16 protein-coding genes are annotated in these 18,444 nt (G+C 62.7%); 8 read left to right on the forward strand and 8 right to left on the reverse strand.

The annotated features are described in order from the left end of the window. Positions 1-58 precede the first annotated feature (58 nt). Together RLCC275e_RS04915 and RLCC275e_RS04920 are read left to right on the forward strand one after the other, a co-directional pair. The gene (locus tag RLCC275e_RS04915; protein ID WP_003557742.1) at positions 59-499 is read left to right on the forward strand and encodes a c-type cytochrome; all 441 of its coding nucleotides are present in this window, start codon (positions 59-61) and stop codon (positions 497-499) included. A 145-nt stretch (positions 500-644) separates the two neighbouring features. Next, positions 645-1,559: a cytochrome c gene (locus RLCC275e_RS04920; protein ID WP_033180588.1), complete on the forward strand. Its 915-nt coding sequence runs from the start codon at positions 645-647 to the stop codon at positions 1,557-1,559. A gap of 28 nt (positions 1,560-1,587) precedes the next feature. On the opposite strand, the gene RLCC275e_RS04925 is transcribed toward RLCC275e_RS04920, so the two are convergent. Continuing rightward, positions 1,588-2,082, reverse strand: coding sequence for a GNAT family N-acetyltransferase (locus tag RLCC275e_RS04925; RefSeq protein WP_033180587.1), 495 nt, complete (start codon positions 2,080-2,082; stop codon positions 1,588-1,590). Between the two features lie 269 nt (positions 2,083-2,351). Between RLCC275e_RS04925 and dmeR the strand changes: the two genes are divergently transcribed. From dmeR to bla, 3 genes are all read left to right on the forward strand, one after another. Then, a complete protein-coding gene (dmeR, locus tag RLCC275e_RS04930; protein WP_033180586.1) occupies positions 2,352-2,624 on the forward strand; it encodes a Ni(II)/Co(II)-sensing transcriptional repressor DmeR in 273 nt (90 codons plus the stop codon). Between the two features lie 23 nt (positions 2,625-2,647). Beyond that, positions 2,648-3,673 (forward strand): CDF family Co(II)/Ni(II) efflux transporter DmeF, encoded by a 1,026-nt coding sequence (dmeF, locus tag RLCC275e_RS04935; RefSeq protein ID WP_033180585.1) that lies wholly within the window; start codon positions 2,648-2,650, stop codon positions 3,671-3,673. A gap of 102 nt (positions 3,674-3,775) precedes the next feature. Then, entirely contained in the window at positions 3,776-4,717 is a 942-nt protein-coding gene (bla, locus tag RLCC275e_RS04940) for a class A beta-lactamase (protein ID WP_033180584.1), read from the forward strand. A gap of 59 nt (positions 4,718-4,776) precedes the next feature. Here bla and RLCC275e_RS04945 read toward each other — a convergent pair whose 3' ends face one another. From RLCC275e_RS04945 to RLCC275e_RS04960, 4 genes are all read right to left on the reverse strand, one after another. Further along, the gene (locus RLCC275e_RS04945) at positions 4,777-5,241 is read right to left on the reverse strand and encodes a hypothetical protein (RefSeq protein WP_033180583.1); all 465 of its coding nucleotides are present in this window, start codon (positions 5,239-5,241) and stop codon (positions 4,777-4,779) included. Between the two features lie 93 nt (positions 5,242-5,334). Further along, positions 5,335-7,674 (reverse strand): glucose/quinate/shikimate family membrane-bound PQQ-dependent dehydrogenase, encoded by a 2,340-nt coding sequence (locus tag RLCC275e_RS04950; protein ID WP_033180582.1) that lies wholly within the window; start codon positions 7,672-7,674, stop codon positions 5,335-5,337. A 207-nt stretch (positions 7,675-7,881) separates the two neighbouring features. Continuing rightward, positions 7,882-9,612 (reverse strand): ABC transporter ATP-binding protein, encoded by a 1,731-nt coding sequence (locus RLCC275e_RS04955; protein ID WP_033180581.1) that lies wholly within the window; start codon positions 9,610-9,612, stop codon positions 7,882-7,884. A gap of 156 nt (positions 9,613-9,768) precedes the next feature. Beyond that, positions 9,769-11,271, reverse strand: coding sequence for a protein adenylyltransferase SelO (locus RLCC275e_RS04960; protein ID WP_033180580.1), 1,503 nt, complete (start codon positions 11,269-11,271; stop codon positions 9,769-9,771). A gap of 240 nt (positions 11,272-11,511) precedes the next feature. Between RLCC275e_RS04960 and RLCC275e_RS04965 the strand changes: the two genes are divergently transcribed. Further along, positions 11,512-12,966: a DHA2 family efflux MFS transporter permease subunit gene (locus RLCC275e_RS04965; protein ID WP_033180579.1), complete on the forward strand. Its 1,455-nt coding sequence runs from the start codon at positions 11,512-11,514 to the stop codon at positions 12,964-12,966. A gap of 87 nt (positions 12,967-13,053) precedes the next feature. Here RLCC275e_RS04965 and RLCC275e_RS04970 read toward each other — a convergent pair whose 3' ends face one another. Then, positions 13,054-14,001: a homocysteine S-methyltransferase family protein gene (locus tag RLCC275e_RS04970; protein WP_033180578.1), complete on the reverse strand. Its 948-nt coding sequence runs from the start codon at positions 13,999-14,001 to the stop codon at positions 13,054-13,056. Between the two features lie 217 nt (positions 14,002-14,218). Here RLCC275e_RS04970 and RLCC275e_RS04975 point away from each other — a divergent pair, with 217 nt between their 5' ends. Further along, positions 14,219-14,848 (forward strand): TetR/AcrR family transcriptional regulator, encoded by a 630-nt coding sequence (locus RLCC275e_RS04975; RefSeq protein ID WP_033180577.1) that lies wholly within the window; start codon positions 14,219-14,221, stop codon positions 14,846-14,848. 55 nt (positions 14,849-14,903) lie between these two features. Here the strand turns inward: RLCC275e_RS04975 and RLCC275e_RS04980 are convergent, their stop codons facing one another. Further along, positions 14,904-15,428, reverse strand: a complete 525-nt coding sequence (locus tag RLCC275e_RS04980) for a DUF1697 domain-containing protein (protein WP_033180576.1) — start codon at positions 15,426-15,428, stop codon at positions 14,904-14,906. A 230-nt stretch (positions 15,429-15,658) separates the two neighbouring features. Then, positions 15,659-17,767 carry a S9 family peptidase gene (locus RLCC275e_RS04985; protein WP_130707408.1) on the reverse strand — a complete coding sequence of 703 codons (2,109 nt, stop codon included), beginning with the start codon at positions 17,765-17,767 and terminating at the stop codon, positions 15,659-15,661. A 254-nt stretch (positions 17,768-18,021) separates the two neighbouring features. On the opposite strand from RLCC275e_RS04985, the gene RLCC275e_RS04990 reads away from it, so the two are divergent. Then, positions 18,022-18,411 carry a DUF930 domain-containing protein gene (locus tag RLCC275e_RS04990; RefSeq protein ID WP_003557772.1) on the forward strand — a complete coding sequence of 130 codons (390 nt, stop codon included), beginning with the start codon at positions 18,022-18,024 and terminating at the stop codon, positions 18,409-18,411. Positions 18,412-18,444 lie beyond the last annotated feature (33 nt).

Raw genomic sequence — 18,444 nt, forward strand, 5'->3', positions numbered from 1 at the left:
ATGCTGCCGGTGCAGATTGGCCATCGGCCATCTTGGCCGAGGAAAAAGGGAGAGCAATATGAATTGGAAAGCAATAGCTGCGGCTGTAGCGATGGCCGGGATGGCCGTCGGTTCGGTGACCGCCGCCGACGGCACCCATGATTCGCGCGTTGCCTTGATGAAGCAGATCGGCGGTTCGGCTGGTGCGCTGGCAGCCATCGCCAAGGGCACCAAGCCCTATGACGCCGAGGCGGTGAAGACGGCGCTGACAACCATTGCCGCAACGGCCAAGGTTTTCCCCGATCAGTTCAAGCCGGGCACGGAGACGAACGACGAGGGCGCGAGCCCGAAGATCTGGGAAAACATGGACGACTTCAAAGCCCGCGCCGCCAAGCTCTCCACTGACGCCGAAACCGCGCTCGCCCAGCTTCCGGCAGATCCTGCGGCCGTGGGCGCCACGATGAACACGCTCGGCGCCAGTTGCGGCGGCTGTCACAAGGCCTATCGCCTCAGCAAGTGAGCGATAGGCCGGAAAGAAACGGAAATGCACTGATACTGGATCCGCGCCGGCCTTGTCGTCGACGCGGATCGCCTTATTCTCCGCCTGCGCGGATCGATCGGGGGATCGATCTGCATGGAAATGTCGGCAAAAGGGGAGGCGGCGCATGGTCCGCAGGTTCATCCGGGTACTGCTCTGTCTGATCGGCGTCGCCGTTCTCGGCGGGGGCGCCTTCTATCTCGTCACCGCACCCGATCCGCTGCCGGAAAGCCATTGGGCCAATCTCGGCGCGCCGGATCCGGCAAACGGCCAGATGGTCTTCTGGGCGGGCGGCTGTGTCAGCTGTCATGCCGCACCCGGGTCCGAAGGCGATGCAAAGCTGACACTTTCAGGCGGCCTGGCGCTGAAGAGCCCTTTCGGGACCTTCCACGTGCCGAACATCTCACCCGATGAAAAGGCCGGCATCGGCACCTGGACTCTTGCCCAGTTCGGCAACGCGATGAAGCGCGGCGTCGGCCCGGGCGGGCAGCATCTCTACCCGTCTTTTCCTTACGGCTCTTATTCCCGCATGAGCGACAAGGACGTCAACGATCTCTATGGCTTCCTGAAAACCCTGCCGAAGAGCGCAAACGTTGCGCCGCCGCATGAACTGCCGTTCCCCTTCAACATCCGGCTGGCGCTCGGCGGCTGGAAATTCCTCTATCTCAACGACCAGCCGCGCGTCGCCCTGGCAAAGAGCGACGACAAGATCAAGCGCGGGCAATATCTCGTCGAAGGCCCCGGCCATTGCGGCGAATGCCATACGCCGCGTGATGCGCTCGGCGGCTTCAAGGCGGATCAGTGGCTTGCCGGCGCGCCCAATCCGGAAGGCAAGGGCCGCATACCCGATATCACCCCGGCCTCCAAGAGCATCGGCGGCTGGAGCGAGGCCGATATTGCCAGCTACCTCGAAACCGGCTTCACCCCCGATTTCGATTCCGTCGGCGGTTCGATGGTCGATGTGCAGCAGAACATTGCCCATCTGCCGGCCGCCGACCGCGAAGCGATCGCCGCCTATCTGAAGGCCGTGCCCAGCCGTTAACGATAGCGGCAGCAGGAGCCTCTGCAGATTAACCGATCGACTGCATGTAGCGCATGCCGGTCACCGGACGCGGGGTGAAATCCAGCTGTTCGTAGAAGCGGTGCGCCAGCACGTTTCCGGTGGCGGCGCTGACGGAGAGGTAACCGCAGCCGGCGTTGCGGGCGGTCTCTCGCGCCCGGTCGACGAGCAACTGGCCGGTGCCGTGGCCGCGATGGCCGTCGCGCACGAAGAGGTGGTGCAGGTCCATGCCGCGCTTGCCTTCCTGCGCCCTGTAGAGCGGCACGAGAATGGCGTAGCCGATAAGCCCTCCGCCGGTCTCGGCGACGAGCGCGTTGATCCAGGGCAGGGGGCCGAAGAGGTCGCGCTCCAACTGCTCCGCCGTTGTGGCAGCCGCATCGCCGTGATGGGCGGCAAGCAGGGCGATCATCTCGTTGAGTTCGGGCAGGTCGCGCGGCTTGGCGGTGCGGATCGTCACCACCGATGGGCGCATCAGTGAAATTTCGCTGTCTTCGATTTCGGTCATGGTCTTCGCGTCCTTTGATAGTCTGCCGTCAGGACGCTGCCAATACAACAAAGCCGCCTGACGGCGGCTTGTTGACAATATGATCTTGTCCGGCCGCCCTTTACAGGTACAGCCAAAAATACGAGCGGCTCTGGTGCGCGTTCTTGATCATGGATCATAGATCGTCGGAAACGCGGGCTTTGTCAATGGCGGATCGGAGCCCATCACCGGCATTGAGCTCCTGCTTCACACTTGATACTATACCCCCCTATTCTATATGAGAGCCTATCATGTCCCACACCGCCCTGCAGAAAAAGAAGCTCGTTGCCCGCATCAGCCGCCTGAAGGGGCAGATGGAGGCGGTCGAGCGCGCGCTCGAGGCCGGGCGCCCATGCGGCGAGATCCTGCAACTGCTCGCCTCGATCCGCGGCGCCCTGACCGGGCTGACCGGCGAGGTGCTCGACGATCACCTGCGTGAGCATGTGCTGAATGCCGTCGATGATGCCGCCAGGGCGGAGGCAGTCGAGGAAATATCGGAAGTCTTGAGAACCTATATGCGCTAAGCGCGGCGACGAAGGAGCCTGTCATGAGTGCCGGAAGCGACAAAGCTGGAATCAATGCCCTGGAACATGATCACGTCTTCCTCGGCGCCGATCATAGGCGCAACGAGCGGCGCATCTGGCTGGTGATCGCGCTGACGGCGGTGATGATGGTGGCGGAAATCGCCGCCGGCACCGTCTACGGCTCCATGGCCCTGGTCGCCGATGGCTGGCACATGTCGACCCATGCCAGTGCTCTGCTGATTTCGGCGCTTGCCTATCTCTTCGCCCGCCGGCAGGCGCGCAACCCGCGTTTCACCTTCGGCACCGGCAAGCTCGGCGATCTCGCCGGCTTCGCCAGTGCCATCGTCCTTGCCCTGATCGCCCTGCTGATGGCCTGGGAAAGCCTGCTGCGCCTTTCCAATCCCGTGCCGATCGGCTTTGCCCAGGCGATCGCCGTGGCGGTCATCGGCCTTGCCGTCAATCTGGCCAGCGCCTGGCTGCTGGCCGGCGGCGGCCATATCGCGCATGGCGATCATGCGCACCATCATCACGGGCATGGCCACCACGCGCATCACAGTCATGGCGACCACGCCCATCACAGTCATGCGCATCACGGCCATGGCGACCATGCCCATCACGCAAAGACCGGCGACAACAATATCCGCGCTGCCTATCTGCATGTCATCGCCGATGCCCTGACCTCTGTGCTCGCCATCGCCGCGCTGACGCTCGGTAGCCTCTATGGCTGGCTCTGGCTCGATCCCCTGATGGGCATCGTCGGCGGCTTGGTGATCGCCAATTGGTCCTGGAGCCTGATGAAATCTTCCGGCGGCGTCCTGCTCGACGTCATTTCCGAAGGCGATACGCTGCCGGCCGAAATCCGCGGCGCCATCGAGACGGAGGACGACCGGATCACCGATCTGCATGTCTGGGAGGTCGGCCCCGGCCATCATGCCGCAATCGTTGCCGTCCTTACCTCGAAGCCGCGCGATCCGGCCTTCTATAAGGGCAGGCTTTCGGCGCTGAAGGAATTGTCGCATGTAACCGTCGAGGTGACGCGCGCGGCGTGATCGGCGCGGGCGGACGACAAAGTGGCTCGACGGACGACAAAAGGACGAGATGCCGCCGCAATCGCGCCTTAGCTCTGTCCTCCTGATTTGCCGGAGGATTTCATGGATCTCAGTCTGACTCGCCGCATGCTGATAGGCTCGGCATTGTGCCTACCTGCGATGGGCTTGCCCGCGCTGGCGATTCCCGCCAATGCCGAGGAGGGGGCCGAGGAGGGCGCCAAGGAGAATGCCGAGGAGAATGCCGAGGAAGGCGACGACAACATCGATCGCCGCCTTGCTGCGCTGGAAAAACGCACCGGCGGCCGCCTCGGCGTCTCGGTGCTCGACACCCAGACGAGCATCTCTTTCGGCTATCGCGGCAGCGAGGCCTTTCCGATGTGCAGCACCTTCAAGGCGCTGGCCGCCGCTTTCGTGCTTGCCCGTGCTGACAAGGGCGAGGAGAACCTCGATCGGCGGGTGACCTACGGCAAGGACAAGCTCGTCGATTATTCGCCGCTCAGCGAGAAACATGCCGGCACCGATGGCATGACCATTGCCGAACTCTGCGAGGCGGCGGTGACCGTCAGCGACAACACGGCCGGCAATCTGCTGCTCGAAAGTTTTGGCGGGCCGGCGGGCCTGACCGATTGGCTGCGCTCGATCGGTGACGGCAACACTCGTCTCGACCGCACCGAACCGACGCTGAACGAGGGCCGGAAGGGCGATCCGCGCGACACGACGACCCCCGATGCGATGCTCGACACGGTCGGCAATCTGACGCTCGGCTCGGTGCTCACTGAGGCCTCCTGCGACAGGCTGATTGCCTGGCTGGTGGCAAGCACGACCGGCAAGGAACGGCTCAGGGCCGGCCTGCCGGCAGATTGGAAGGTCGGAGACAAGACCGGCACCGGCCCGAATGGATCACTCGGCGATATCGCGGTGATCTGGCCGCCGGATCGCGGCCCGATCGTCGCAGCCGTCTATATCAGCGAAGCGACCGTGCCGGTGAAGGAACTCAACCCGGTCTTTGCCGAGGTCGGCCGCATGATCGTCGAGATGGTGTGAATCACGAAAATGCGGCGGAGAGGGTTCCCGCCGCATGTTGGATTAGATCTGCCTGTGGCTCAGGCGGCGGTGATATCGTCTGTCGTCTTGGTGCCGTCATCCTCGATGCCCGCCATCTCGCGCTTGATCTGGTCGGCGATTTCCTTCTCGATTGCGGCACGCTGCTCGGCCGGCATGGCGGCCAGATCGTCTTCAGTCAGATCGTGCTGCTCGAGGTAGCGGGCGCGGATATATTCCGCCGGCGTCATGTTGCCCCATTTGGAGAATTCGTCGACCAGGGAGTCATGCGCAGCACTCGCCGCAACTTCTTCGTCGGAAGGCGGGTTGATATAGGGGCCTTCGCTGCTTTGAAGAGCCCAGATCGTATTGGCGATCGAAGGCGGCGTGCTGCTGGGCTCGAGACCGGGCGCGGTATTGCGCGCAGTGCTGTCGAAGTCCGTCGTTTGCTGATTCTTGGATTTGGCCGACTGATCGAAAAGACCGCCGACCCCGTAATAGTTGCGAATATTACTGCTGATTTCCATAAAAACTCTCCCCGAAAACCGGGGAGAGAATGATGCTGCAACCATGCCTAGAGCTTGCGCCGGCTCCTTCTCTTGAGGAGAGGGGGGCTCGCGTCACGGCAGCGTATAGGCGATCACGTAGTCGCCGGGCTTGGTGCCGACCGAGCCGTGGCCGCCAGCGACCATGACGACATATTGCTTGTTATCATCAGTCATATAGGTCATCGGCGTCGCCTGGCCGCCGGCGGGAAGCCGTCCCTGCCAGAGCTCCCGCCCATTCGTCACGTCATAGGCCCGCAGGTAGTTGTCGACCGCAGCCCCCAGGAAGGCGACGCCGCCCTTGGTCAGCATCGGCCCGCCGATGCCGGGCACGCCCACCTTGAAGGGCAGCGGCAGCGGCGTCATGTCGTGCACGGTGCCGTTCTTGTGCATATAGGCGATCTTGCCGGTGCGCAGGTCGACGCCGGCGACATAACCCCATGGCGGCGCCTGGCAGGGGATTTGGAGCAACCCGAGGAAGGGACCCATGAAGACGCCGTAGGGCGCGCCGTCATTGCGGTTGAGCCCCTGTTCGCTGCCCTTCTCGTCCTGGCCTTTCGGCGGAATGTCGGCCGCCGGCACCAGGCGTGAGGTGAAGGCGAGATAGGTCGGCATGCCGAACATGATCTGCCGCTCCGGATCCACCGCCACGCTGCCCCAGTTGAAGGTGCCGAAATTGCCGGGATAGACGATTGTTCCCTGCAGCGAGGGCGGCGTGTAACGGCCCTCATAGCGGTAGCGGTGGAAATCGATGCGGCAGGCGAGCTGATCAAACAGCGACACGCCCCACATGTCCTTTTCCTGCAGCGGTTCGGGCGAGAAGGTCAGGTCCGAGATCGGCTGCGTCGGCGAGGTATGATCGCCTGAGACCGCTCCACCAGGCGCCGGGATTTCCTTGACCGGGATGATCGGCTCACCGCTGCGCCGGTCGAGCACGTAGATATCGCCCTGCTTCGTCGAGCCGACGAGGGCGGGAACGACGGTGCCGTCCTGCTTCGTCAGGTCGATGAGCGCCGGTTGGGCGGGCACGTCCATGTCCCAGAGATCGTGATGCACCGCCTGGCGCACCCAGCGCAGCTGGCCGGTGGCGATGTCGAGCGCGACGATCGAGGAAGAAAACTTCTCGACATTGTCGCTTCGGCCGATGCCGATCTGGTCGGGCACCTGGTTGCCGAGCGGGATGTAGACCATGCCGAGCGCCTCGTCGACGCTGAAGACCGACCAGCTGTTCGGCGAGTTGGTGGTGTAGGTCTGGTCGGCTGCGATCGGCGTCGTGACATCGGGATTGCCGGAATCCCAGTTCCAGACCAGGGCGCCGGTATTGATGTCAAAGGCGCGGATGACGCCGGATTGCTCCTCAGTCGAATAATTGTCGTTCACCGCTCCGCCGATGATGATCTTGCCCGCCACGGCCACCGGCGGCGAGGTGGAATAGTAGTAGCCGGCGGGATTGTAGCGCATGCCGGTTTCGAGATGCAGCACGCCCTGGTCGGCAAAGCCGGTGCAGATCTTCCCGTCGGCCGCATCGAGCGCGATCAGCCGGGCATCGGATGTCGGCAGGTAGACGCGTTCGGCGCAGGGCTGGCCGGCGGCCACGGTTGGATCGGCATAATAGGTGACGCCGCGGCAGGTCTGATGCTGCCGGTCGGGATTCATGCCCGAGTTGGCGTCGTATTTCCATTTCTCCTTGCCGGTCTTGGCGTCGAGCGCGATCGCCCAGTTATGTGGCGTGCAGAGATAGAGCGTGTCCTTCACCTTCAGCGGCGTCACCTGATAGGTCGTCTCGCCGACATCGTCCGGCCGCTTGACGTCGCCGGTCTGGTATCGCCACGCTTCCTTGAGGGTGGAGACGTTCTCGGCGGTGATCTGGTCGAGTGGCGAATAGCGCTGGCCGAAGGGCGTGCGGCCGTATTGATGCCATTCGCCATCCGGCACGCTGCCGCCGAAGGCGGGATTGGCGGCGACCGTATCCTTGGGCAGCTCGCCGGGGAGATCATGCGGGTCAGTCGTCATCGAATAGAGAGCGACGAGGATGGCGAGAACGACAGGTACGGCGAGCGGCCAGGGGTTCGCGGCATAGGTGATGCCCGTCGGGCTGCGCAGGCCGAGCGGCCGGCGGATCCATGGCGTCAGCAACCAGAGCCCGAGCAGGATGATCATGCCGCCGCGCGGGCCGAGCTGCCACCAGTCGAAGCCGACCTCCCAGATCGCCCAGGCGAGTGCTGCGACGACGAGCACCGCATAGACCCAGAGCGCCACCGCTTTGCGCATCAGCAGCAGCCCGGCGGTAATCAGGAACATCAGCCCGGCGAACAGATAGAAGACGCTGCCGCCGAGCGTGACGAGCCAGAGCCCGCCGCCGCCGAGTGTAAGCCCGACGATGATGAAGAAGATGGAGGTGACGATGATCGCCATAAGGCTGTCTCCCGCTGAGGTTAGCCGGGGTGAAGGATTGGTGGAAAAGTCCCGCCGATCAGGCAGATAGCGCGAAGGAGATGCCTTTCAACGGCCACAATTGCCGCAGGCGCTACAGCGCCGCGCGTCTTTTAAGACGCGCAAAGGACGCTGTAACAGTTTGAATGCTGCATAACTTTAGCCTTAAATCGATCCCGATTTAAGGAATTATGCAGTCGGTCCGGATGCACCGAACTGGGCTTGATGCAGCCTGGCGTAGCCGCCTTCGCGCGCCAGCAACTGGCTGTGCGTGCCCTGTTCGACGATGCCTGACGTTCCCACTACGACGATGCGGTCGGCATTGCGGATGGTGGCGAGCCGATGGGCGACGACCAGCGTGGTGCGTCCCTGGGACAGTGCCGACAGCGACTGCTGGATGGCATATTCGGTCGCCGAATCGAGCGCCGAGGTGGCTTCGTCGAGGATGAGGATCGGCGGATTTTTCAGGAAGATGCGGGCGATCGCCAGGCGCTGCTTCTGCCCGCCGGAAAGCTTGACGCCGCGTTCGCCGACGACAGTATCGAGCCCGTTCGGCAGCGACAGCACGTATTCGTCGAGGGCGGCGCGCCGCAATGCATCGACAATCGCTGCGTCGTCGGCGCCGAGTCGGCCATAGGCGATGTTGTCGCGGATGGTGCCGCCGAACAGGAACACGTCCTGGGCGACGATGCCGATCTGCGAGCGTAGCGACTTCTGCGTCATGTCGCGGATGTCGATGCCGTCGATCAGGATCGAGCCTGAATCCACCTCGTAAAAGCGCGGCAGCAGCGAGCAGATCGTCGTCTTGCCGGCGCCGGAGGGGCCGACGAAGGCGATCGTCTCGCCGGCCGCGATCGAAAGATCGAGCCCGTCGAGCACCTTGCCGTCGCCGGTATAGCCGAAGCTCACATTGCTGTAGACGATGTTGCCGGCCAAGTGATCGACGCTGATCGCGTTTACCCGGTCGGCGATATCTGGGGCGGTGTCGATCAGCTGCGTGAAGCGCTTGAAACCGGCGATGCCCTTCGGATAGCTCTCCAGCACCGAGGTGATCTTGTCGATCGGCCGGAAGAAAACATTGACCAGCAGCAGGAAGCCGACAAAACCGCCATAGCTGAGCTCGCCCGATATGACGAACCAGGTTCCCGATATCATCACCACCAGCTGCACGAAGCGCGTGCTGAAATAGCTGAGCGTGATGCTGGCGGTCATATAGGCATAGGCGTTGAGTTTGGTTGCCCTGTAGCCCTCGTTGTTGCGGGCGAACAGATCGCGTTCGTGATCCTCGTTGGCGAAAGCCTTGACGACGCGGATGCCGCCGACGCTCTCGTGCACGCGTGTATTGAATTCGCCGACCTGCCGGAACAGATCTCGCCAGCTGAGCGTCATCTTGGCGCCGTAGCGGCTGACCAGCCAGGTCATGAACGGCACGATGGCCGTCGTCAGCAGCGCCAGCTTCCAGTGCACGGTGAACATCAGGATGAAGGCGCCGATGAAGGTCATGATCGCGATGAACAGGTCTTCGGGACCGTGATGGGCGACTTCGCCGACTTCTTCGAGGTCCTTGGTCACATGGGTGATCAGATGGCCGGTCTTGTTGTTGTCGAAATAGCGGAAGGACAGCTTCTGGATATGGTCGAAAGCCTGCCGGCGCATATCGGTCTCGATGCCGATTCCGAGCGCATGGCCCCAATAATTGACCACCGCCATCAGCGCCGTGTTGAACAGGTAGATGACCAGCAACAGCCCGGCCGTCGCCGCAATCAGCCACCAGTCCCTCTGCGGCAGCAGGGTATCGACGAAGAGCTTGACGGCGATAGGAAAGCCGAGTTCCAGCAGCCCGGCAACGACCGCGCAGCCGAAATCGAGAAAGAACAATTGCTTGTAGGGACTGTAATAGCGAAAAAATCTGAGCAGCATGGACGGCCCCACGGGAAATGCGGAAGGAGGCGCCGCTCCTCGTCAAGGACGCTGTAGCGGCGGCGATCCTGCAAGGACAGCCCTATTCGTCGCCGGGCTGGGTGGAAGCGGATCGCTGTGGCGCAACTGCCGCACCGAAAACGATCGAAGCGCGCGTCACGTTCCGCAGAAGGTCGCAAGCACCCGTTCGTCAGGCTTCGGCGGTTCCCGATAGGCGGCAAAGCCCGGCTGGTCCTCATAGGGTTTCGAAAGCACGCTCAGCAGCGCCTCGAACAGCGAGAAATCGCCGTCCTCAACGGCAGCCTTGATCGCCTGTTCGACCCGGTGATTGCGCGGAATGAAGGCCGGATTGACGCCGCGCATGGCAATAGCGCGCTCACTGGCCGTCTGCCGATCGCGCGACAACCGCTCGCGCCACTGCTTAAGCCACGCGCCGCAGGCATCGGGCTCGCGGAAACTCGCCGCAAATTCGGGCTCTGCGGCATCATCGCCGGCAAGGTCCGACAGCCGCCGGAAGGTCAGGGTGAAATCGGCGCCCTGCGCCTGCATCAGCGACAGCAGCGCCTGCACCAGATCGAGATCGCCGTCCTCTTCGCCGGCAAGGCCGATCTTTTCGCGCATGCCGGCCAGCCAATGCGCCTGGAAGCGTTCGCCGTAACTCTTGATCACCGCATTGGCCTTGTCGACCGCGTTGTCGGGCTCGGCGTCGATCAGCGGCAGCAGCGTTTCGCCGAGCCTTGCGAGGTTCCACTGGCCGATGCCGGGCTGGTTGGCATAGGCGTAACGCCCATGCTGATCGATCGATGAAAAGACGGTCGCCGGATCATAGGTATCCATGAAGGCGCAGGGGCCGAAATCGATCGTCTCGCCGGAGACGGTCATATTGTCCGTGTTCATCACGCCATGGATGAAGCCGACGTGCAGCCAGCGGGCAATCAGCGCCGCCTGGCGTTCGCAGACCGCTTCGAAGAGCGAAAGATACGGGTTCTCGGCCTCTTTCAGCGCGGGATAATGCCGGTCGATCACATAGTCGGCCAGTGCCCGCACGCCTTCGGTGTCGCCCCTGGCCGCGAAGTACTGGAAGGTGCCGACCCTGACATGGCTGGCCGCGACGCGGGTGAAGACCGCACCCGGCAGCACCTCTTCGCGATAGACCGGCTCGCCTGTCGTCACCGCAGCCAACGCCCGCGTGGCGGGAATGCCGAGCGCAAACATCGCTTCGCTGATGATATATTCACGCAAGACCGGCCCGATTGCCGCCCGCCCATCGCCGCGACGCGAAAAAGGCGTTGGTCCGGCGCCCTTCAGCTGGATGTCGTAGCGCTTGCCGCTGCGGTCGACCACCTCGCCGAGAAGGATCGCCCGCCCGTCACCGAGCTGCGGCGAGAAGCCGCCGAACTGATGTCCGGCATAGGCCATCGCCAGCGGCTCGGCCCCTTCGGGAACGAGATTGCCGGAAAAGATCGCCGCGCCGTCGCGGCGCAAGGCTTCGATGTCGAGCCTGAGTTCGGCGGCGAGCGCCTCGTTGAGCTTGATCAGCCAAGGCTCCGCCACCGCGGTCGGCGCTTGCGCCGCAAAGAAGTGCTGGGGCAAGCCGACATAGCTGTTGTCGAACGGAAAGGCCGCACCGGGCCGGTTTTTCTGCAGGGCGGAGGTCATGGTTCATAGGTAGGGCCGGGGTGTCTGTGGCGCAAGCCGGACATTCACGAAGATCGAACCGATGCAAGGAATCGTGACCTGCCTTTACCTCTCGTCAAAGCAGCTTTGCCATAAACGACATAGCGCCGCCATGATCGCGGGCGTATAGCAAATCGTCTCCCCTTGGCTTTGCGCCATGTCATCCCCCGCGGCCTTGCAGCCTTGTGTGCTCCGCCGCGCCACCGCGAGTGATCCCGGACGATGTCGGATCAGATTTACCAGGCGCCGATGGTTCGGCGCGCCACGCCCAATTTCCGGGTGATCGCGATGATTGTCGCGAGTGCGATGCTGATGGAAAACATCGATGCGACCGTGCTTGCGACCGCGCTGCCCACCATGGCGCGCGATTTCGGCGTCGGCGCCCCGGCCATGTCGATCGCCCTGACTTCCTATCTCCTGAGCCTTGCGATCTTCATCCCGGCAAGCGGCCGGATGGCCGACAGTTTCGGCTCCCGCACCGTTTTCCGCTCGGCGATCGCCGTCTTCGTCGTCGGCTCCATCCTCTGTGCTCTGGCGCCGACGCTGTCCTTCCTGGTGCTGGCGCGGCTGCTTCAGGGCATAGGCGGCGCGATGATGATGCCGGTCGGGCGCCTGGTGCTGATGCGCAGCGTCGACCGCAAGGATATGGTCAGCGCCATGTCCTGGCTGCTCGTGCCGGCGCTGATCGGCCCGATTGTCGGCCCGCCGCTCGGCGGCTTCATCGTCACCTATCTCGACTGGCGCTGGATCTTTTATATCAACGTGCCGATCGGCATCATCGGCATGATCTTCGTCTCAATCTACATCGATGAGGTGAAGGGCAAGGCAAGCGGTCCGTTCGATACGATCGGTTTCATCCTCTCGGGCATCTCGCTCGGCTCGCTGCTCTTCGGCTTCGAAATGTCGAGCCATGAGGGCGAGGGTGCGTTTTCGATCTTCCTGATCGCCATCGGCCTGCTCTTCGGCATCGCCTATCTCAGACATGCCCGCAAGCATCCGTCGCCGATCATGGATTTCTCGCTGATGAAGGTGCCAAGCTTCGGCACGTCTGTCATTGCTGGTTCGCTGACCCGCATCACGCAAGGCGCGCAACCCTTCCTGCTGCCGCTGCTCTTCCAGATCGGCTTCGGCCTGTCTGCCGCCGCGGCCGGCCAGATCATCATCGCGACCGCGCTTGGCGCTCTCGCCATGAAGCCGATGGCGAAGTTTGTCTTCCGCCGCCTGGGCTTCCGCAGGAGCCTCATCCTCAACGGCATCCTCGGGACGATCGGCTATGGCCTTTGTGCCGCCTTCCGGCCGGACTGGCCGATGCCGCTGATCTTCGTCGTCCTGGTGCTCAGCGCCTTCTTTCTGTCGTTCCAGTTCACGGCCTATAACACCATTGCCTATGACGAGATCAGCAAGGATCGGATGAGTTCGGCCACCAGCTTCTACACCACCTTCCAGCAACTGATGCTCTCGCTCGGCATCTGCATCGGCGCCTTGGCGCTGCACGGCTCCATGGCTTTGTCAGGCACTGAGACGCCGGCTCTTGGCGATTTCTCGGCCGCCTTCATCGTCGTCACCATTATCTCGATTACCGCCACCTTCTGGAACCTGCGCTTCTCGCCGACTGCCGGCGAGGAGATCACCGGCTACAAGGCCAAACAGAGGAAAGACGCCGTCGCCAAAGGCTGACGCCGCCCGCCCGTCCACCGCCGTCGCCATTTCTGTTGTGCCGTGCCGGCCCCTCGTAGCCGGATACAGGGCTCTCCTCTCAGGTCGTCACGCCGCTTGCGGCAGGCATGCCTCGCAGATCGCCGCGACATGGCGGTGGTCGGTGCCGCAACAGCCGCCGAGCACGCGGAGCTCCGGCATGCGGTCGATGAGCTTGCGGTAGCGGCGGCCGAGATCTTCGGGATCGCCCGCATCGAGCGTTTCGCTATTGTCCAACTGCTCGTGGCTCATGGTCGAGGCATTGGCGCGGATGCCGGAAATGCGCTTCACCCAGGCGCTTCCCGGATCGAGCGTTGTTTCGAAATGCGTCGGATGGGCGCAGTTGATCATGTAATAGGCCGGGGCTCCGCCGGTCGCCGCATCCGTCGTCTCGATCGCGTCCTGAATGCTGCGGCCCGTCACCAGCCGACCATCCGTCTCCAGCGTGAAGGAGATGACCGAGGGCATGCCGATCGACTGTGCTGCCCGCGCCACACCGATCGCCTCGTCGATATTGGTCAGCGTGAATGCGCTCACCATGTCGGCTTCCGTGCCGGCAAAGGCCCCGATCTGGAAGGCGTGGTAGTCTTCCGCTTCGGCCGCATCCATGAAGCCTGCCTTGTAACCGTCGCCGCGCGGGCCGATCGCGCCGCTGATGACGATCGGCTGCTCCGGCCGCTCATAGGCGCTGCGTAAGTCGACGAGCAGGTCGACGGCCTCCTCGTTGACCGCCTTCAGGGCGTCGCTGGTATAGCCGAGCTTCTGCCCCCAGTCCGGATTGGCCCGCCATGTGGCGGTGTCGAGCACGAAGCCCGTGCCGTATCGCCGTGCGATATCGAGATAACGGCGATAGTAATTCCGCATGCGCTGCCGCCCGTCTTCGGAAGACAGCAATATGAAGGCAGCGAAATGCGGTAGCTCGATCCCTTCCTGGAAGATCATCGTCGTTTCCATGCCGCCGTCGGTAATGAAGGTGCCGCTTTTGAGCTGCGGCAAACCGTTTCTGTACTTTGCCATTGTTGAAACCTCTCCCTCGCGGCCCCCGATTGGCTGCCGTCGATGAATAATGTTCTGGCGCTTAATCGGCTGTCAAACTAGGCGACTTCAGGTATACTCCAGACGGTTTTGGCTTTTGCCGATTGATATCAATCGCTTGCTTCAGCCGAAGCCGTCGAGGGCGTAAGAAAGCCTGAACGATGGCGCTGAAAACTGTACCGGCGGTACAGGGGGGGACATGCGAAAGGGCGAGGAAACGCGGACCCGCATCCTCGATGTGGCCGAAGCGGCCGTCTTGCAGAAGGGTTTCGGCGGCACCTCCATCGAGGAGCTGATCGCCGAGACCGGCATCACCAAGAGCGGCTTCTTCTATCATTTCAGGGACAAGAACGAGCTCGCCAAGGCGCTGCTCAACCGTTACATCGAAAATGACGAGCGCATCTACGACGAGATCTTCAGCCGCGCGCGCGAGCTGACCGGCGATCCGCTGCAATCTTTCCTGCTCGGCCTGAAGCTGCTGTCCGAATTGCTCTCCGACCTGCCGAACGGCCATCCGGGCTGCCTTGTGGCGGGTATCTGCTATTACGAGCGGCTGTTCGACCGGGAGATACAGGAGATCAACCGGAATGCGGTGCTTGCCTGGCGGCACCGCTTCGGCCGCATGATCCGGGATATCGTGGCCGTCTATCCGCTACGCGAACCCGTCGACGTCGACCAGCTTGCCGACATGGTGTCCTCCGTCCTGGAAGGCGGCATCGTTTTGTCGAAGACGCTGAAGGAGCCGAACACGCTGGCCGAACAGGTGCTGATGCTCCGCACCTTCGTGAAGATGCTCTTTCTGCCGGTGGCGGAGATGCCGAGGACTTAAAGCAATTCCAGCAAAAGTGCGAAGCGGTTTTGCGTCCGGAACTGCGCTAACCGCCTCAGTCCCCGTCCTCCAGAGCCGCAGCCATTTCCGCGAGCTTGCGCACGGTGTTGAGATTGCGCGACGTCCCGGGTTTCAGCGCCGGCAGCTTCAGCTTCGAGCGGCCGGAACCATTGGGATAATGCACATAGATTTCGCGGCCGGCGAGCTTGGCCTCCTCGCCGTCGGGCGCCACCATCTTTTCCAGCGCATCGCCGGGCGGCTTTTCGGGCAGGAAATAGACGAGCAGGAAGTTCGGCTTGGCATCGGGAAAGGGGGCATCGGCGACAAGCTTGTCGAGCTCTTTGCGGCTGCGCACCATCACCCCTGGCCGCTTGCCCATCGTCTTGCCGAGCGCTTCGTCGAGCCGCTCCTCCACCGTCTTTTCGGGCTCATCCGAACGGAAAAGCACGTTGCCGCTCTGGATGTAGGTCTTCACGTCGGAAAAGCCGAGGCCTTCGCATATCGCCTTCAGCTCGGTCATCGGCAAAGAGCCGGTGCCGCCGACATTGACCGCGCGGAGGAGGGCGATATAGACGGGCATTCGTTGTCTCCCTTGGCCTGTTGTGCCGTGCCAGCCCCCCTCTTCCCTGCCGGGCATCTCCCCCACAGGTGGGGAGATCACAAGTGGCTAAACCTTCCCGTCCGTCTAGCGTTTCGTCGTGCTGTGACGCCTGTTGTCGGGCGAGCAAGCGCGCCCAGCCAATCTCCCCACCTGTGGGGGAGATGCCCGGCAGGGCAGAGGGGGTGCCACTAGGCACGCCCCCAACCCGTTCACATCTTGCCGGCAACCTTGATCGCAAACGCATACTCGAAGGCAATCTCTTCCAGCCGTTGGAAGCGGCCCGAGGCGCCGCCGTGGCCGGCGTCCATGTTGGTCTTGAGCAGGATCGGCGCATTGCCGGTCGTCTTGTCGCGCAGCTTCGCCACCCACTTGGCCGGCTCCCAATAGGTGACGCGCGGGTCGGTCAGCCCGCCGAGCGCCAGGATCGGCGGGTAGGCTTTTGCGTCGACATTGTCATAGGGCGAGTAGGATGCGATCTGCTCGTATTCTTCCTTGCTGTCGATCGGGTTGCCCCATTCCGGCCATTCCGGCGGGGTGAGCGGCAAAGTGTCGTCGAGCATGGTGTTGAGCACGTCGACGAAGGGAACGGCGGCGATGAGGCCGGCGAACTTCTCCGGCGCCATGTTGGCAACGGCACCCATCAGCATGCCGCCGGCCGATCCGCCCTCGGCGATGATCTTCGCGTAAGACGTGAACTTCTGTTGATTCAGATAATCGGCCGCCGCGACGAAGTCTTTGAAGGTATTCGTCTTCTTGTCCATCTTGCCGTCTTCGTACCAGGAAAATCCCTTGTCCTTGCCGCCGCGGATATGGGCGATGGCATAAACGAAGCCGCGGTCGGCGAGCGACAGGCAATTGGTGTTGAAGCCGGCTGGAATGGTGATGCCGTAGGCGCCATAGCCGTAGAGCAGGCAGGGCGCGCTGCCGTCGAGTGGGGTATCCTTGCGGTAGAGCAGGGTGACCGGCACCGTCTCGCCATCCCACGCCGGCGCAAAGACGCGGCGGGTGACGTAGTCGTCGGGATTGTGGCCGGACGGCACCTCCTGCGTCTTCAACAGCGTGCGCTCGCGCGTCACCATGTTGTAATCGTAGAGTTGCGACGGTGTCGTCATCGACGAATAGGAGAAGCGGATGATATCCGTGTCATATTCCGCCGCACCCTGCAGTCCCAGCGAATAGGCTTCCTCGGCGAAGGCGATCGCATGTTCCTCGCCCGTCGCCCGATCGCGGATCATGATCTGCGGCAGCCCGTCCTTGCGCTCCAGCCACAGAAGATGGCGGGCATAGGCCATGTGGCTGATAACCAGCGTGCCGGGCTTGTGGGCGACCACTTCGCGCCAGTTTTCCTTCACCGGATTGTCGACCGGCGCTTCCATGATTTTGAAATCCTTGGCGCCGCCGTCATTGGTGAGGATGTAGAAGACGTCGCCGCCCTCGGTCAGCGAATATTCGATGCCTTCCTCGCGCGCCGCCACCAGCTTCGGCTCGGCTGTCAGATCCTTGGTCGACAACAGCCGGTATTCGCTGGTCTCGTGGTCGTGAATGTCAATATAGATGAAATCGTCGAGCAGCGAGCCGCCGACGCCCATGAAGAAGCCGGCATCCGCTTCCTCATAGACCAACCGGTCTTCCGACTGCGGCTGGCCGAGAATATGGTGGAACACCTTCGACGGCCGGTGGTTCTCGTCGAGCGCCGAATAGAAGAAGCTCTTGCCATCGGGCGCCCAGACGCCGCCGCCGCCGGTATTCTCGATCCGGTCGGCAAGGTCTTGCCCGGTCTGGAGGTCGCGCACCTGCAGCGTGAAGAACTCCGAGCCCTTGTCGTCATAGCCCCAGATGCCGCGGCTGTGGTCGCTGGTATGGTCGAGACCGGCGAGGCGGAAATAGGCCTTGCCGACCGCCTCCTTGTCGCCGTCGAGCAGCACGGTGCGGATCGTCTCGTCGGCGACATTGCCATCGCGGGCGATGCGGAAATAACGCGGCTGTTCGCCGCCTGTGACATAGAAGGTGCCGTAGGCATAGGCGCCATCCTTCATCGGCACCGAGCTATCGTCTTCCTTGATGCGGCCGCGCATTTCGGCAAACAGCACCTTCTGCAGCGGCTTGGTGTCCTCCATTGCCGCATTCATATAGGTGTTTTCGGCTTCGAGATGGTGGCGGATCTCAGGGTCGAGAATCGACGGATCCTTGAACATCGCCTGCCAGTTGTCGGCGCGCAGCCAGGCATAGTCGTCCGTGCGGGTGATGCCGTGGCGCGTATCGGAGATCGGCTTCTTCGGTGCGGCAGGCGGGGTCGGCAGGCTTTTGAAAGCGGACAAGGAATGGCTCCGGGTCGGAATGACGGGTTGGCAAGAGATAGAGGCGCACTTGTCCCGGATCAAGCGGCAAGGGTGCGCCAAGGGTAGAGGTGCCCTTCCACAGACAAGGAGGACGCTTTGCCGGCCTTGCCTTGATGTCACCACAATATTTAAGAAAGTCCGCTCTCGTCGCGCGAAATTTGCACGCGCCAAGCCTCCGGCAAGCCGCCTGTGGCAGGGTGAAGAATGGACAACAGTAAGGGATTTTCTCCACAATGCCGAAACGTCTGCTCCTGTTTGTATCCCTCGCAAGCCTTGCTGCCCCTGCCTTTGCCGTCGATCCCGCCATCAAGAAGCAGCTGGAAAAACTCGATCCCTCGACCCGCCTGGAACAGAGCTGCGACACAGAGGCGATGAGCCGCATCAACAAGGACAGCACCGGCTTCAAGCCCGACAAGGTGATCGCTTACACCTTCAAGGACCCGATCCCCGGCGACAATTCGCTGGACGCGCCGGGTGCTGTCTTCCGCAGCAAGGGCGACTGGTACCATCTCTCCTACAATTGCATCACCGGTCCGCAGCATATCAACGTGCGCGAGCTCAACTACGAGATCGGCGAGAAGGTGCCGCGCGAGAAGTGGGACAAGTATTATCTCTATGATTGATGCTGCCCTGTCCGTCCAAGCGGCTGCGGTGAC

This window comes from Rhizobium brockwellii (assembly GCF_000769405.2).
GTDB classification, from domain to species: domain Bacteria; phylum Pseudomonadota; class Alphaproteobacteria; order Rhizobiales; family Rhizobiaceae; genus Rhizobium; species Rhizobium brockwellii.